This is a genomic window from Candidatus Methylomirabilota bacterium (assembly GCA_035936835.1).
Lineage (GTDB): Bacteria > Methylomirabilota > Methylomirabilia > Rokubacteriales > CSP1-6 > AR37.
In genome coordinates, this window is sequence record DASYVT010000212.1 from 1 (window position 1) to 13,352 (window position 13,352).

The 13,352-nt window shown below is 68.2% G+C and carries 14 protein-coding genes; 5 read left to right on the forward strand and 9 right to left on the reverse strand.

What is annotated here, in order from left to right:
• Window positions 1-8: 8 nt before the first annotated feature.
• From VGV06_19205 to VGV06_19225, 5 genes are read right to left on the reverse strand one after another with little or no spacing between them, the layout of a single operon-like run.
• Window positions 9-1,292 carry an acyl-CoA dehydrogenase family protein gene (locus VGV06_19205; GenBank protein ID HEV2057272.1) on the reverse strand — a complete coding sequence of 428 codons (1,284 nt, stop codon included), beginning with the start codon at window positions 1,290-1,292 and terminating at the stop codon, window positions 9-11.
• On the reverse strand, window positions 1,289-2,488 hold the full coding sequence (locus VGV06_19210) for a CoA transferase (GenBank protein HEV2057273.1): 1,200 nt from the start codon (window positions 2,486-2,488) through the stop codon (window positions 1,289-1,291). Before VGV06_19210 ends, VGV06_19205 begins: the two co-directional genes overlap by 4 nt.
• A 1-nt stretch (window position 2,489) precedes the next feature.
• A complete protein-coding gene (locus VGV06_19215; protein ID HEV2057274.1) occupies window positions 2,490-2,972 on the reverse strand; it encodes a MaoC family dehydratase in 483 nt (160 codons plus the stop codon).
• Window positions 2,969-5,248, reverse strand: coding sequence for an acyl-CoA dehydrogenase family protein (locus VGV06_19220; protein HEV2057275.1), 2,280 nt, complete (start codon window positions 5,246-5,248; stop codon window positions 2,969-2,971). Before VGV06_19220 ends, VGV06_19215 begins: the two co-directional genes overlap by 4 nt.
• A 15-nt stretch (window positions 5,249-5,263) precedes the next feature.
• Window positions 5,264-6,487 carry a Zn-dependent hydrolase gene (locus VGV06_19225; protein HEV2057276.1) on the reverse strand — a complete coding sequence of 408 codons (1,224 nt, stop codon included), beginning with the start codon at window positions 6,485-6,487 and terminating at the stop codon, window positions 5,264-5,266.
• A 165-nt stretch (window positions 6,488-6,652) separates the two neighbouring features.
• Here VGV06_19225 and VGV06_19230 point away from each other — a divergent pair, with 165 nt between their 5' ends.
• The 3 genes from VGV06_19230 to VGV06_19240 all read left to right on the forward strand — a co-directional run bounded on the left by VGV06_19230 (window position 6,653) and on the right by VGV06_19240 (window position 9,489).
• Complete coding sequence (locus tag VGV06_19230) at window positions 6,653-7,189, forward strand: NUDIX hydrolase (protein HEV2057277.1); 537 nt, start codon at window positions 6,653-6,655, stop codon at window positions 7,187-7,189.
• 846 nt (window positions 7,190-8,035) lie between these two features.
• Complete coding sequence (locus VGV06_19235) at window positions 8,036-9,103, forward strand: hypothetical protein (protein HEV2057278.1); 1,068 nt, start codon at window positions 8,036-8,038, stop codon at window positions 9,101-9,103.
• Window positions 9,104-9,198: 95 nt separating this feature from the next.
• Window positions 9,199-9,489 carry a BrnT family toxin gene (locus VGV06_19240; GenBank protein ID HEV2057279.1) on the forward strand — a complete coding sequence of 97 codons (291 nt, stop codon included), beginning with the start codon at window positions 9,199-9,201 and terminating at the stop codon, window positions 9,487-9,489.
• Between the two features lie 273 nt (window positions 9,490-9,762).
• Here VGV06_19240 and VGV06_19245 read toward each other — a convergent pair whose 3' ends face one another.
• The 4 genes from VGV06_19245 to VGV06_19260 are packed head-to-tail and all read right to left on the reverse strand — an operon-like array spanning window position 9,763 to window position 11,845.
• A complete protein-coding gene (locus tag VGV06_19245) occupies window positions 9,763-10,206 on the reverse strand; it encodes a MaoC/PaaZ C-terminal domain-containing protein (protein HEV2057280.1) in 444 nt (147 codons plus the stop codon).
• A 2-nt stretch (window positions 10,207-10,208) separates the two neighbouring features.
• Entirely contained in the window at window positions 10,209-10,664 is a 456-nt protein-coding gene (locus tag VGV06_19250) for a MaoC family dehydratase N-terminal domain-containing protein (GenBank protein HEV2057281.1), read from the reverse strand.
• Window positions 10,664-11,059: a thioesterase family protein gene (locus VGV06_19255; protein HEV2057282.1), complete on the reverse strand. Its 396-nt coding sequence runs from the start codon at window positions 11,057-11,059 to the stop codon at window positions 10,664-10,666. The genes VGV06_19250 and VGV06_19255 overlap by 1 nt, the downstream gene beginning before the upstream one ends.
• A gap of 51 nt (window positions 11,060-11,110) precedes the next feature.
• Entirely contained in the window at window positions 11,111-11,845 is a 735-nt protein-coding gene (locus VGV06_19260) for a sulfite exporter TauE/SafE family protein (GenBank protein ID HEV2057283.1), read from the reverse strand.
• A 23-nt stretch (window positions 11,846-11,868) separates the two neighbouring features.
• Here VGV06_19260 and VGV06_19265 point away from each other — a divergent pair, with 23 nt between their 5' ends.
• The gene (locus VGV06_19265; GenBank protein HEV2057284.1) at window positions 11,869-13,056 is read left to right on the forward strand and encodes an MFS transporter; all 1,188 of its coding nucleotides are present in this window, start codon (window positions 11,869-11,871) and stop codon (window positions 13,054-13,056) included.
• Window positions 13,034-13,342, forward strand: a complete 309-nt coding sequence (locus VGV06_19270; GenBank protein ID HEV2057285.1) for a hypothetical protein — start codon at window positions 13,034-13,036, stop codon at window positions 13,340-13,342. The genes VGV06_19265 and VGV06_19270 overlap by 23 nt, the downstream gene beginning before the upstream one ends.
• Window positions 13,343-13,352: the final 10 nt, after the last annotated feature.

Here is a 13,352-nt window from a genome sequence, read left to right on the forward strand (position 1 = left end):
TAGCTCACTCACCCCTTTATTTCCTTGAGGATCTCTCGGGCGATCAGGAACTTCATGATCTCGTCCGATCCCGCGCCGATCCTCAGCAGCCGCGCGTTGCGGAAGATGGCCTGGATGGGGAAGTCGGAGGTGTAGCCGATCCCGCCCAGGACCTGCATCGCGTGGTCCACGATCTTCCAGACGGACTCGGCCACGAAGAGCTTGGTCACCGCCGATTCTCGCTGCGCCGGCACTCCCGCTTCCACCATCTTGGCAGTGCGGTAGACGAGCTGGCGGGCGGCGTCCAGCGCCGTGTACATCTCGGCGAGCTTGAAGGACACGCCCTCGAACATGGCGATGGGCTGCTTGAACTGGATCCGTTTGGTGGAATACTCCGCTGCGATCTCTAATGCCCGCCGAGCTGAGCCCAGAGCCGCCATGCAGTAGGTCACGCGCTCGGTGTCGAGCTCGTCCATGAGCACCTGGTAGCCGCCGTTGAGCGGTCCCAGCAGGCTCTCCTTCGGGATGTCCACGTCTTTGAAATCGATCCAGACGTTGTCCATCATGTCGCCCATGACGACTTCGTCGAGCTGGCGCTGGATGGTCACGCCGGGGTGGTCCATGGGCACGATGAAGGTGGACATGCCCTTGTGCGGATGCGCGCCCTCCTCGGTGATGGCGAACAGCGTCAGGTAGTCCGCGAGCCCGCCGCCTGTGATGAAGCGCTTCTGGCCGTTGATGACCCAGCGGTCGCCCTGGAGAACTGCCTTGGTCTGCATTCGGGAGGTATCGGAGCCGATCTGGGGCTCGGTGATGGCGAGCGCGGCCAGCTCGTCCCCCCGGAGGCGCGCGGGGATGTGGCGCTTCTTCTGCTCCGGTGTCCCGTAGCGGAGGATGGAGATGGTCCCGAGCGTGAGCGACACCGAGCGGATGCTGTCGCCGGGGTGCCCGGCGGCCGCCAGCTCCTCGTCGATGATGCACTCGGCGACGACGCCGCGCCCGTTGCCCCCGTACTCCTCGGGGAAGAGCGCTCCGGTGATGCCGGCCTCGCCGAGCTGCCGGAGGTAGGCCTTGGCCAGGGCGCGGAGCTTCTCACGGCGCTCCTTGCCTTCGTGGCGCGCCTTGATCTGCTTGACTTGGAGGTGCGCGCCCGCTGCAAGCGGGAGGATCTCACGCTGGACGAAGGCGCGGCTCTGGTGCATGATCTCGCGCTCGGCGGGCGTGTACAGGAAGGTCTGGCCGTCGCTGACCGACCAGCCGCCGGGCATGCTGATGTCGTCCATGCCGATTGCCTTGAAGCGGTCGTCGCTCATTTGCCGATGACTCCTTCCGCCCGGAGCCGGGCGATGGTCTGGCTTCCGTAGCCGAGGATCTCGGTCAGGATGGCTTCGGTGTGCTGGCCGAGGGCAGGGGCGGGCGCCGGATGCCGGATCTCGCCCTCGGTCCTGATGGGGCTCGCCACCTCGCGGATGCGGCCGAACTGCGGGTGGTCCACCTCGACGATCATCTCGCGCGCGCGCACCTGCTCGTCTTCGAGCGCCTGCGCCACGGTGTTCACGGGCGCGCACGGCACATGCCCGCGCAGGAGGGCCAGCCACTCGGCCGTGGTCTTCTCCACGAAGCGCGCCTCCAGGATGGCGACCAGCTCCGCCTTGTGGGCGAAGCGGTCCGGGAAGCCGGTGAAGCGCGGGTCCTGTCCGAGCTCGGGCAGCCCCATCCGCTCGATCAGCGCCTGCCAGAACTTGTCCTTGTTGCAGAAGACGACGATCCAGCCGTCCCTGGTCGGGAAGTTCTGCGCCGGCACGAGGGTCTGGTGGCCGGAATGCGCCACGCGCTGAGGCTCCCACTCGCGGTTGAGCGCCCAGATCGCGAAGTACGAGAGCATGCTCACCGCCGTGTCCAGGAGCGAGATGTCCACGTTGCGGCCGATCCCCGTGCGCTGGGCGTCGTAGAGGCCGACCATGAGGCCGACCATGCCGGCGTAGCCTCCCGCGAAGTCGATGACAGACACGCCGCATTTTCCCGGCGGGCCGTCGGGCTCGCCGGTGACGGTCATGTAGCCCGCGTAGCCCTGGATGAGGTAGTCGAAGGCCGGCTCGGCGGCGCGCGGCCCCGTCGTCCCGAAACCGGTGAGCGAGCAGCAGACGATCCTGGGATTGTCGGCCTTGAGCGCGTCGTAGGTCAGCCCGAGCTTGGCGGGAAGGTCGCCGCGGAGGTTGTTGAAGACCGCGTCGGAGACCTTGACGAGGTCGTGGAGCACGGCCTGGCCCGCCGGACGCTGAAGGTTGAGCGTCAGCGACTTCTTGCCGCGGTTGAACGACTGGAAAAAGAGCGAGTCCTGCTCGTGCTGGTACGGCGGCACGTACCGCGAGCTGTCGCCGCCCACGCCCGGGTCCTCGATCTTGATGATCTCGGCGCCGAGGTCCGCCAGCACCTGCGTGCCGAACGGGCCGGCCCCGAACTGCGAGACGGAGAGGATGCGCGTGCCTTCGAGGGGAGGTCTCGCCATCTCAGTAGGGCAGCCGGCCTTCGCCGAGGGTCGGGTGGTTCTTCTTGGGCACGAGGACCTTTCTGGTGTACGAGCAGACCTGGTCTCCCCGCTGGTTGGTCGCGATGGTCTCGACGGTGACGATGCCGCGGTCGCCCTGGCTGGACTCGCGAAGCTCGAGCACGCGGCTCTGCGCGTAGAGGGTGTCGCCGATGAACGTAGGCTTCTCGTGCTTGAGAGTGTCCACCTCGAGGTTGGCGATGGCGCGCCCCGAGATGTCGGCGACGCTCATGCCGATGACGACGCTGTAGACGAGCGGTCCCAGCACCACGCGCTGTTTGTGCTGGGTATAGGTTTCCGCGTAGTGCGCATCCGAGTGGAGCGGGTGCTGGTTCATCGTCAGGAGCGCGAACCAGGTGCAGTCCGCCTCGGTGATCGTACGCCCCGGCCAGTGCCTGAAGGCCTGCCCGACGGCGAACTCCTCGAAGTAGCGCCCGTAGCTCATGCCGATCCGCCGCTCAGGTAGTTGTTGGCGACGGCGTGGCGTGCGATGGCGCGGCGCAGGGTCTCGTCGCCGGCCTCGCCCGCCAGGAGCGCTGCGGCGTCACGATAGTAGCGCTCCACGGGGAACTCGGCGCTGTAGCCGTAGCCGCCATGGATGCGCATGGCCTCGAGCGTCACCATGTAGGCCGTCTCGGCGGCGTGGAGGTGGGCCATCGCCGCGTGCGCCGGCGCCGCTTCGCCCGCGCCGTCTTCGGCGGCGGCCCGGTGGGTGAGGAGACGGGCGACCGCGATGGCCGTCGCCATGTCGGCCAGCTTGAGCTGGATCGCTTGGTGCTGGCAGATGGGCACGCCGAACGCGCTGCGCTGCTGGGAGTAGCGGAGCGCCGTCTCGAAGGCGGCCTGCGCCAGGCCCACGGCGGCGGCGGCCTCGCGCACCCGCGCCGCCGCCTGGGCCGCCGCGATGGCCGCGGCGCCGGGAGCGGCCGTGCCGCCGAGCGTCTGGCGCGCTGGCACGACGCAGCCCTTGAGCTGGGTGTGCCAGAGATCGGCGCCGCGGCGCCCGGGCGTCTCGAAGGGCTCGGTCAGGACGAGGCCCGGCTGCCCCGCCTCGAGGACGAAGGCGAGCATCTGCTCGTCGACGGACTCCAGAAGAACGAACAGGTCCGCGTGTCGGCCGGGGCCGGCGACCAGCCCGTCGCCGCTCAAGATGAAGCCGTCGGCATGCCTGAGCGCGTTCAGCTCGCGTACCGCCGGCTCGCGCAGGCGCCTCAGCATCCCCCCGCGGGGCTTGCCCGAGGCCAATCCGGGCAGGAGCCGCAGGCGCTGCTCGACCGAGCCCAGGCGCAGGATGAGATCGGCCGCGTCGAGGTGGTCCCGGAGCACGGATGCGACCGACGCCGAGCCGCGCCCGATCTCCTCGGCGATGAGGGCGTAGGCGAGGCCGTCGAGGTTGAGGCCTCCAGCATCCACCGGGATGACGGCGCCGAAGAGCCCGAGGTCCGCGAGCTTGTCCAGCGATGCCGAAGGGAAGCGCCCGGCGCGGTCGTCCTCTACGGCGGCCGGGGCGATCTCGCGCTCGACCAGTTGACGCACGGCGAGGGTCATCTGCCGGCGCTCCATGGGCTCGGCCTCGAGCGACGTGAGGGCGCCCAGCCGCTCGCCGTGGCGCTGGAGCAGGTTCTTCGCGATGATCGTCCGCTGGATCTCGTTGGTGCCTTCGCCGATCATCATGAGGGGCGTGTCGCGGAAGAGGCGCTCGACCACGCCCGCGGTCGCCTGGCCGGGGCCACCGAGGATGCGGATGGCGTCGGCCGCGGCCTCCTGGGCGCTTTCCGAGGCGTAGAGCTTGGCCATGCCGGCCTCGAGATCGCAGCGCTCACCGCGATCCTTCATCCCCGCCGCCCAGTAGGTCAGGAGCCTCGCTCCGTCCACTCGGATGGCGATCGAGGCCAGCGCGGTGGGCGGTTCGGCCACGCCGAGGGCGCCGCGCGCGGCTTCCTCCAGCGCCGCCTGCGCGACGCCGACGGCGCGCGCGGCGATGTTGATGCGTCCCGTTTCGAGCCCCGACATGACGTGCTTGAAGCCTCGCCCCTCGACGCCTCCGACCAGATTGACGGCGGGGCAGGGGAAATTTTCGAAGAGGAGCTCGGCGGTGTCCACGCCCTTGTAGCCGAGCTTGGCGATGGACTTGACCACCTGAAGACCGGCGTCCCCCTTCTCGACGATGAAGCACGACATGCCGCGGTAGCGCGGCCGCGCCGAGGCGTCGGTCAGGGCGAGGAGCGCGAAGGTCGTGCCTTCGCGGCCGTTGGTGACGAACATCTTGGAGCCGGAGATGCGATAGCCGTCGCCGTGCCGCGTGGCCACGGTCCGGATGGCCTGGACGTCAGAGCCCGCGTGCGGTTCCGTCAGACAGAGGCCGCCACGCGCGAGCCCGCTGGCAAAGCGCGGCAGCAGGCGGCGCTTCTGTTCGTCCGTGCCATGCTGGAGCACGATCAGGGCCGCCATCGTGTGGCTGTTGATCACGCCCGCGAGCGACATGAAGCCGCGGCAGATCTCCTCGATGACGCGCGCGTAGGTCAGGACGTCGAGGCCGAGCCCGCCGTATTCGCCGGGCACGAGCGCGCCGAAGAGGCCCATCTCCCGCATGCGCGCGACCAGGTCGTGGGGATAGGCGTCGGCGTGCTCGAGGGCGGAGGCCGCGGGGACGACCTCCTTGTCCACGAACTGGCGCACCGCCGCGACGATCGGGTGCGCGACGTGGAGCGGAGTCGGCATGACCGCTCTCAGGCGCTAGGCCGTGCCGGCGAGCTTGGAGGCCGCCAGCAGGAGGGTGTTGGCGCCCTTCTCGATGTCATCCATGGGCGTGAACTCCTCCTCGCAGTGGCTGCGCCCGCCGCGGGATGGGACGAAGATCATCCCCGTGGGGCAGATGGTCGCCATGTACTGGGCGTCGTGTCCGGCCCCGGAGAGGATGCGCCGGTAGCCGTACCCGAGGCCCTTGGCCGCTTCCTCGATCGTGTCCACGACCTCGATGTCGAAGTGGGTCCGCGGCACGCGCCAGTAGTGATCGAGCTCGTACGTGACCCCTTCGACGCGGGCGGCGTCCTTGACCAGGCGGTCGAGAAAGCCCAGGGCGCGGGTGACGTGATGCTCCTCGGGCGCGCGCAGGTCGACGGACAGGCTCACGCGCCCCGGGATTGCGTTGGGGATATTGGGCGTCACGTCGAGGCGGCCGACGGTCGAGACCATGTCGCCGCCGATCTTGCGCGGGATCTCGCGCACGCCGCGGATGATCTCGGCGGCCGCGACGAGCGCGTCGTGGCGGATGCGCATGGGCGTCGGGCCCGCGTGATTCTGGACGCCCGTGAGCGTGAGCCGCGACCAGGAGATCGCGACGATGCCCTCGACCACGCCCACCGAGAGGTGCTGTTCCTCGAGGATGGGGCCCTGCTCGATGTGGAGCTCGAGGTAGGCGCGAAGCGGGCGGGGGACGCAGGGCTCCGAGCCGAGATAGCCGATCCGCTCGAGCTCGTCGCCCAGCCGGAGGCCGTCCCTGTCGCGCGCGTTGTAGGCGTCTTCGAGTGGGATTTTCCCTGCCATGACCCCCGAGCCGATCATGGCGGGCTGGAAGCGCGCCCCCTCCTCGTTGGTGAAGATGGCCATCGCGACGGGGTGGCGCGTCGCGGCCTTGCGGTCGTTGAGGATCCGGATGGTCTCGAGCGCGCAGAGGACGCCCAGCTGGCCGTCGTACTTCCCGCCCGTCGGCACCGAGTCGGCGTGCGAGCCCATCATGACGGGCGCCACGCCGTCCGAGCCGGCGCGCTGGCCGAAGATGTTGCCCATCTGGTCTACCGTGACGCTGAGACCAGCCTCGCGCATCCATTCCACGAGGAGATCCCGGCCGCGGCGATCGTCGTCGGTGAGCGCCACGCGGTTGAGCCCGCCCTTGGCGGTCGCGCCGACTCGCCCGAGCGCCTCCATGCTCTCCTCGAGCCGCTTGCGGTTGATGCGCATGGCCCCTCCGGGGTCAGAATCCGAGGCACACCTTCTCGAGTTGCGCGCCGGCCGGGACTCCCTGGCGGGTCCCGCCGGCGCGAGACGGCTATTGTCCAGCACGCGGGCCCGATCGGCAAGGCCCTGCACCCGGGTATCAACGCCCGGTGGTAAACTGACAACATCGTGAGCGATTCGCACCTGCACCACCACCTGTCGCCTCAGAGCATTCGCTTCTGCCCGCTCTGCGGCGGCGCGCTCGAGCGCCGCGCCGTGCCGCCGGAAGGCAAGCGCGAGATGGTCTGCGCCGGCTGTTCCTTTGTCTTCTACCTGAACCACAAGGTGGTGGCCGCGACCATCCCCGAGGACGAGGGGCGCGTCCTGCTCACGCGCCGGACGATTCAGCCGGCGCGTGGCAAGTGGACCTTCCCCGGCGGCTTCGTGGATTGGGGCGAGCCCGTCGAGGACGCGGCAGTGCGGGAGACCTGGGAGGAGACCGGACTGAAGGTGGATCTCTCGGGCCTCCTGGGCGTCTATTCCTACCCGGGCACGCCGATGGTGATCGTCGTCTACCGGGCACGCGTGATCGAAGGCGAGGTCAGGACGTGCAGCGAGAACGACCGCGTCGAGTGGGTGGTGCCGGCCGAGATCCCGTGGGAGGAGCTGGCCTTCCCGTCCACCGAAGCCGCGCTGCGCGACTTCCTGTCCGGCCGGGTCCTCTAGTCAGCGTCAGCTCCGCGAGTGCGCGCGGCGGTTGCCTTGCCCGCTGCGACCCTGCCACGCTATAGTCGGGCGCTGTACGGAAGGAGGCACCGACATGGTCACCCGCACCATTCGCGGCCGGAGAAGGTCATGGACCGGCCGGACTGGACGGTTCCGTAGAGAACAGACGGAGTTGACGCTGCCGTGGCACGTAATGTGTCGAAGTTCCACCCTGATTGTTCCCATAGCAGTGGAGTCTCGTGGCCCTGCTATGCAGCAGCGCGCGCCGCGTCACCGTTTCTGGATGGTTCCGTCCAATTTGCGTTCGACTGACCGAGGGAGAATCATTGGCTAACCGGCGACTAACCGAGACAGAGCTCGCGGACGTATTCCGCCGGATTCTGCAGGAGGGTCGCACACGGCTTCGTAACTCTAGTCGAGATGACGAGTCCCTGCACTGGGCCCTCCGGCGGAAGCTCACGAAGGAGCTGATGTACGACGAGCGCGGCAGACCGATGCACCGCGTGAAGCTCAAGTCCCTCAAGCGAGGGGAGCAGGGTGGAAAGTGCGCGTTGTGCCCACGCGAGCTTCCGGCGAGAAACTCCGTCCTCGATCGGTTCGAGGCCATGAAGGGACACACCGCCGAGAATACGCGCCTTCTTTGCCCAGAATGCGACCACAGAGTTCAGGTCGAGCGGGGTTTTGCGTGAAGTCTTACTGAAAGCGGGCCCAACAACCCGCTGCAGCGGACTGCCGGCTCGCGTTGCTCGCTTCCCCGCCGCTGAGCGCAAACGTTGGGCGCGAAGGACAGGCCATGGCGTGCACTCTCAAAGCATCCGCTACGCGGGATAGGTCCGGCGTAGCCAAGTGAAGCGGCTCTCCGGGATCTTGTTCCAGATCGACGAGGCGGCACGCCTCGTCGGCGACGGCCGACAAGAACCTCTTCGTGTTGCGCTGCTCCTTTTCGATAACGCTACGGAGCGTCAGATGGACTGGGCAATCAGGGCTGAGCTCGCCGACGCCGAGTTCCGAGAGAAGATTCGCGCCGCCACACTTGACATCCCTGCGGCGCAGCGACCTGCGGATCTCCAATGGCTAGTCGACTGGCAACCGCTGATCCGCAGGCAAATGTCCCTCATCGACCGTAGCTTCAACGAGAAAGTGGACTTTCTTGCGAGTCTTCCGGGCAAGCTGAACCCGGCACTCCAAGCTCCGCTGAAACATCTTCACCAATACCGCAACCAGGCATACCATCGCGGCGAGGTCCGGCCGGCGACCTTGACGATTGCTTGCCGTCTCCTGGTCGAGATCAACTGCGAACTGCTGCTATCTCAAGGCTGGGGCGGTAGTAGTTATGGTTCTGCTGAGGACTATTCTTGGCTCGAGAAACGGTTCGAGGTTCGCGCGAGTCAGACGCTCGGTGACTCCGACTTCATTCAGCGGGTGGCCGAGGAGACGCGTAGGCGAGTATTCATCGATGCCTCCGCGCTAGGCGCTGCGCTCGCCGATCACCTTGTGGCGAGGATCGCTGATCTCCGAAGTGCCATTGACTTCGTCTTGGAAGGCACGAGACTCTTCCGTTCTCCCGCCGAGGTATTTCGCGCCAGCCAGTACCGCGGAGCGGCGCTCCGAAGCGGGGAGCCAGCGGCCCCGCTGCCTCCGGGTGGCTATACACCTCGGTTGGGGCTAGAAGTCCTCGACGATCCCCTTGCGCGCCGGGCTGAGATCTCACAAGGCACGACGCGGATCGAGGCGTTCCGTTCTATTCTGTCCTCGAGGCGACTCTCGAACTGTTCGAAGGCGACGTTCATGCGATGGCTGCAGAAGTGGATCACGCCATTCAGTGGGCGGTCGACATGGCCCGTGGCAGATGAAGCAGCGCCCAACTGTGCGCTACAGCGGCTCGGGGCTCGCGTTGCACGCCCCGCCCGCTGAGCGCTGGCGTCGGACGTCACACCAGTGCCGACGCGCTCTTAGGTGGCCATACAAACGTATGGCTTCCATGACGGTGCCGTGCTAGCATCTCGTAAGTGGCGACCGCCCGTTTCGAGTGGGGCTCGGACAAGGATAGGGAGAACCAGCGGAAGCATGGCGTCGCCTTCGCGAGCGCGCAGTTTGCGTTCGCGGATCCAATCCGCGTGATCGCGGAAGATCTCTCTCATGGCTCCGGGGAGAAGCGGTACTACTGCTTCGGCCGAGTTGCTGGCGGAGTACTGACGGTCCGATTCACGTATCGAGAGGATGCCGTTCGAATCTTTGGCGCGGGCTACTGGCGAAGGGGTAAGACAATCTATGAGCGCGAAAATCAGATACACAGATGAGCCGCTAGGGAGACTGAAGGTCGTTGGTGACTTCCTTCCTCGACCGGAGGAGCTTGTCTTCCGGGATGAGGGCGTCAAGGTTACGATCGCGTTGAGCAAGCGCAGCGTTGAATTCTTCAAAGGGGAGGCGCGGAAGCACAACACGCAGTATCAGCGAATGATTCGTCGGCTTCTTGACGCCTATGCGGAACATCACTCGAGACGTCTAACCACGCGCGCAACACGGACGCGCGCCAGAACGGCACGCGCCGGTTAGCGCGGGCGTTCGGGCGGCTAGGCGCGCGAGGGAAGGACGGCGGTCGCCTTGCCGGTGATGACCTTCTCGCCCTTCTGGTTCTCGGCCCAGAGCTCGAGGTCGACCAGATAGGGGCCGTCGCCGTCCTTGGGCGGACGCTTCGCGACGACCTTGCCGCGGCAGGTGACGACGTCACCCAGGCGCACCAGCGCGGCGAAGCGAACGCCGACCTTCCTCACGCTGCCGACGCCGAGCCAGTCGGTCACCGACTGCGCGACGAAGCCCATGGACAGCATGCCGTGGGCGAAGACGTCGCCCATGCCGGCCGCCTTCGCGAACGCGGCGTCCTGGTGGATGGGGTTGAAGTCGCCCGAGGCGCCGGCGTAGCGCGTCAGCTGGATCTGCTGGATGGGCGGCTTCACCAGCGGGGGCATCTCGCTCCCGACCTGGACTTCGTCCGCGTAGACCTTGGCGTATTTCACGATTAAAGCCTGACCACGGTGATCTGGCGCATGACGGTGACGATGTCGTTGTCGGAGTCCGTCACCGTGATCTCGCGGACGACGAAGGCCATGGGGCCGGACTTGCCCGCCTTCTCGTAGATGTCCGTTATGCGCCCGCGGCATAGATACGTCCGGCCGGGCCGGATGGGCTGGAAGTGCTCGAACTCCTGCTCGCCGTGGAGGATCCGTCCAATGTCCACGCCGAGATCGCGCAGGAGAACGCCCGTGTCTGACCGCTCGTCGCGGAAGGTGATGGGGAAGGTGGGCGGCGCGATGATGTCGCCCCACGGCCCCGCCTTGGCGACCTCGTCGTCAAGATAGAAGGGCGAGAGGTCGCCGATCGCGCGGGCGAATTCCTTGATCTTGCCGCGCTCCACCGTGACGGGATAGGGCGGGTACTCCTTGCCCTTGACGGCCGTGTTGATCTGGATCGCCATCAGGCCTTGCCTTTGCTCATGGCGCGGGCGAGGAATTTCTCGAGGTTGGGCACGATGAAGCGCTCGTGACGGCCCTCGGCGATCTTCTCCACCTCGTCGAAGACGTCCACCTGGAAGAGGCACCGCTTGCCGTCGGTCTCGACGAGCGTAGCCGTGGCCCGTACCTTCATGCCGAGCGGTGTCGCCGCCAGGTGCTTCATCTCCACCGTGGTGCCGACGGTGCCGGCGCCCGGGGGCAGGTGGGAGACGATGGCCGCCTGGGCGGCGGTCTCCATGAGGCAGATGACGAAGGGCGTGGCGTAGACGTGAACGCCCTTGTTGCCGAGGGCGTCGGCGGTCAGATCCTGCGTGACGACCTGCTCCACTTCCGCGGTCAGCCCGACCTGGATGGCCATAGTGGCCCTCTTCTACCCGATTGACGGCGCGCGGTCAACCCACTCCCGGACTCAGCGCGAGGGCCAGAGGACGAACTGGAGGCCGAAGACGACGAGCAGGACCTCGAGGATGCGGAGGAAGGTCTTCTCGCTCATGCGGTCGAGGAGCCGGCGGCCTATCCACGCGCCGCCGATCATCACCACGCCGATGTAGAGGCCGGTCAGGATGAGCGGGCCGGTCAGGAGGTCGGCGCGGCGGAACATGATCCCGCGGGTGATGTAGGCGCCGACCGTGCAGAGGGCGTCGGTGGCCAGGTAGCGCCCCTTGCGGAGACCGTGGCTCAGGAAGAACGGCGTCATGATCGGGCCCACGGCACCGACGATGGCCGAGAGGAAGCCGAAGCCCGCCCCGACCAGCGGGAAGTGGCGGAGCCGCACGTTGACGCCGCTCTGGGCGAGCCAGCGCCGGAGCGGCACGGCGAGGATCATGAACGCGCCCAGGATGCGGGAGAGCCACTCGCTGTCGATGCGCGTGTAGAGCGTTGCGCCGACGATGGTCATGGGCACGGCGCCCACGAGGAAGGCGCCGACCACACGCCACTCGATCTCGCGGCGGCTGAACCAGACGCGCGCGCTGTTGCCGACCAGCATGCAGACGGTCAGCACGGGGACCGTCGCCTTGACACCCACGCTCCAGGCGATGGCCGGGATCATGATGACGCCGGTGCCGAAGCCCGCGACGCCGCCGATCGTGGAGCCGACGATGGCTGCCGCGCCGAGGATCAGCCAGGCGGCCGTGTCGTGCATGACGCGCTAGTATACTCGACGCCATGCCCGTCCTCCTGGCGGCAGCGGGTTTCCTGCTCGTCGGGCTCGACGGCTCAGTCAACATCGCGTTCCCCGCCATGTCGGCGGCCTTCCGGGTTGGTCCCGCGACCATCCGCTGGGTCATCATCTGCTACGTCGGGACGTACGCGCTGACCGCCTTCGCCGCCGGCGTGCTCGCGGACAGGCTCGGCCCGGGCCGCGTCGTGCGCGCGGGGCTCGCCCTCTCGCTCTTCTGCTTCGGGGCCTACGCGCTGGGATCCTCCTTCGAGATCTTCCTTCTCCTCCGCGTGCTGCAGGGCGTGAGCGGCGGGCTGATCTACGGCGCGGCGCCCGCGCTCGTGACGCTCTCGCTGCCGTCCTCTCGCCACGCCTGGGGGCTCGGCTGGGCGAGCCTCGGCCTCGGGCTGGGCTTGAGCGTGAGTCCGCTGATCGGCGGCGCGCTCGTGGGCGCCTTCGGCTGGCAGGCCGTGTTCCTCTACCGCGTGCCGGTCACCGCCGCGATCATCGTCCTGGCAGCCTGGACGCGCGAGGCGCGTCGCGATGGCCGCGGCGCGTGGCGGATGGTTGCTCCCGCCGACATCTTCCGCTGGCCGGTCCTCCAGGCCGGGCTCCTCGCCTTCCTCGCCAATTACGCCCAGTTCGCGGTCTGGCTCTTGGCACCCTACTATCTCGTCAGCGAGCGTGGCCTCTCCGCCGCCGCGGGCGGGCTCCTCTTCATGCTGACCCCGCTGGCGATGGCCATCGCGGCGCCCGTGGCGGGCCGGGCGGCCGACCGCTGGGGGGCGCGCGGGCCCATGGCCGCCGGGCTCGCGGCCGAAGCCGCGGGGCTTCTCTTCGTCGCCCGCTGCGGCGGCTCGACGCCGATAGCGCTCGTCGGCGCCGCCCTCGCCCTCGTCGGGCTGGGCCTCGGCGTCTTCCAGGTGCCGAACCTCGCCCAGGTCATGGCCGCCTTTCCGCCGCGACAGCAGGGCGCGGCCGGCGGCTTCGCCTTCCTCTCCCGCACGACGGGCATCGTTGTCGGCGTCCAGACCGCGGCCTGGCTCTTCCACGACCGCGCGCAGATCCTGGGCTTCCTGCCGGCGTTCCGTTTCACCTTCGCCGCGGCGGCCGCCGTCTGCGCTCTCGCCGCAGTCATTTCGCTCGTGCGTGGACGGGAGCGGGCGCCGCGTGCTACAAGGCACGAGAGGTGACCTGACCATGCGCATCGTGGACCCGATCGGCACCAGCGCCGCCGCCGCCAAGGCCTTGGCGCCCCGGCCGCGCTCGCTCGAGGGCGTGACCATCGCGCTGCTCGACAATTCCAAGCCGAATGCCGGCGTCCTGCTCGAGCGCGTGGGCGCGCTTCTGGCGGCCCGCGTCGGCGCCCGCGCGGTGCGGGCATGGAGCAAGCCCGGCGCCTCGACGGGCGCCGCGCCGGCCGTCATCGAGGAGATCGCCGCCGTCGCGCGCGTCGCGCTGACCGCCTCGGCCGACTGAGGCTCCTGTA

Bases quoted from the DNA above. Each gene is read 5' to 3' on its own strand.
- VGV06_19210 (HEV2057273.1), bottom strand. From the start codon at position 2,488: ATGGCGAGACCTCCCCTCGAAGGCACGCGCATCCTCTCCGTCTCGCAG.
- VGV06_19265 (HEV2057284.1), top strand. From the start codon at position 11,869: ATGCCCGTCCTCCTGGCGGCAGCGGGTTTCCTGCTCGTCGGGCTCGAC.
- VGV06_19220 (HEV2057275.1), bottom strand. From the start codon at position 5,248: ATGCCGACTCCGCTCCACGTCGCGCACCCGATCGTCGCGGCGGTGCGC.
- VGV06_19215 (HEV2057274.1), bottom strand. From the start codon at position 2,972: ATGAGCTACGGGCGCTACTTCGAGGAGTTCGCCGTCGGGCAGGCCTTC.
- VGV06_19255 (HEV2057282.1), bottom strand. From the start codon at position 11,059: ATGGCCATCCAGGTCGGGCTGACCGCGGAAGTGGAGCAGGTCGTCACG.
- VGV06_19205 (HEV2057272.1), bottom strand. From the start codon at position 1,292: ATGAGCGACGACCGCTTCAAGGCAATCGGCATGGACGACATCAGCATG.
- VGV06_19225 (HEV2057276.1), bottom strand. From the start codon at position 6,487: ATGCGCATCAACCGCAAGCGGCTCGAGGAGAGCATGGAGGCGCTCGGG.
- VGV06_19260 (HEV2057283.1), bottom strand. From the start codon at position 11,845: ATGCACGACACGGCCGCCTGGCTGATCCTCGGCGCGGCAGCCATCGTC.
- VGV06_19250 (HEV2057281.1), bottom strand. From the start codon at position 10,664: ATGGCGATCCAGATCAACACGGCCGTCAAGGGCAAGGAGTACCCGCCC.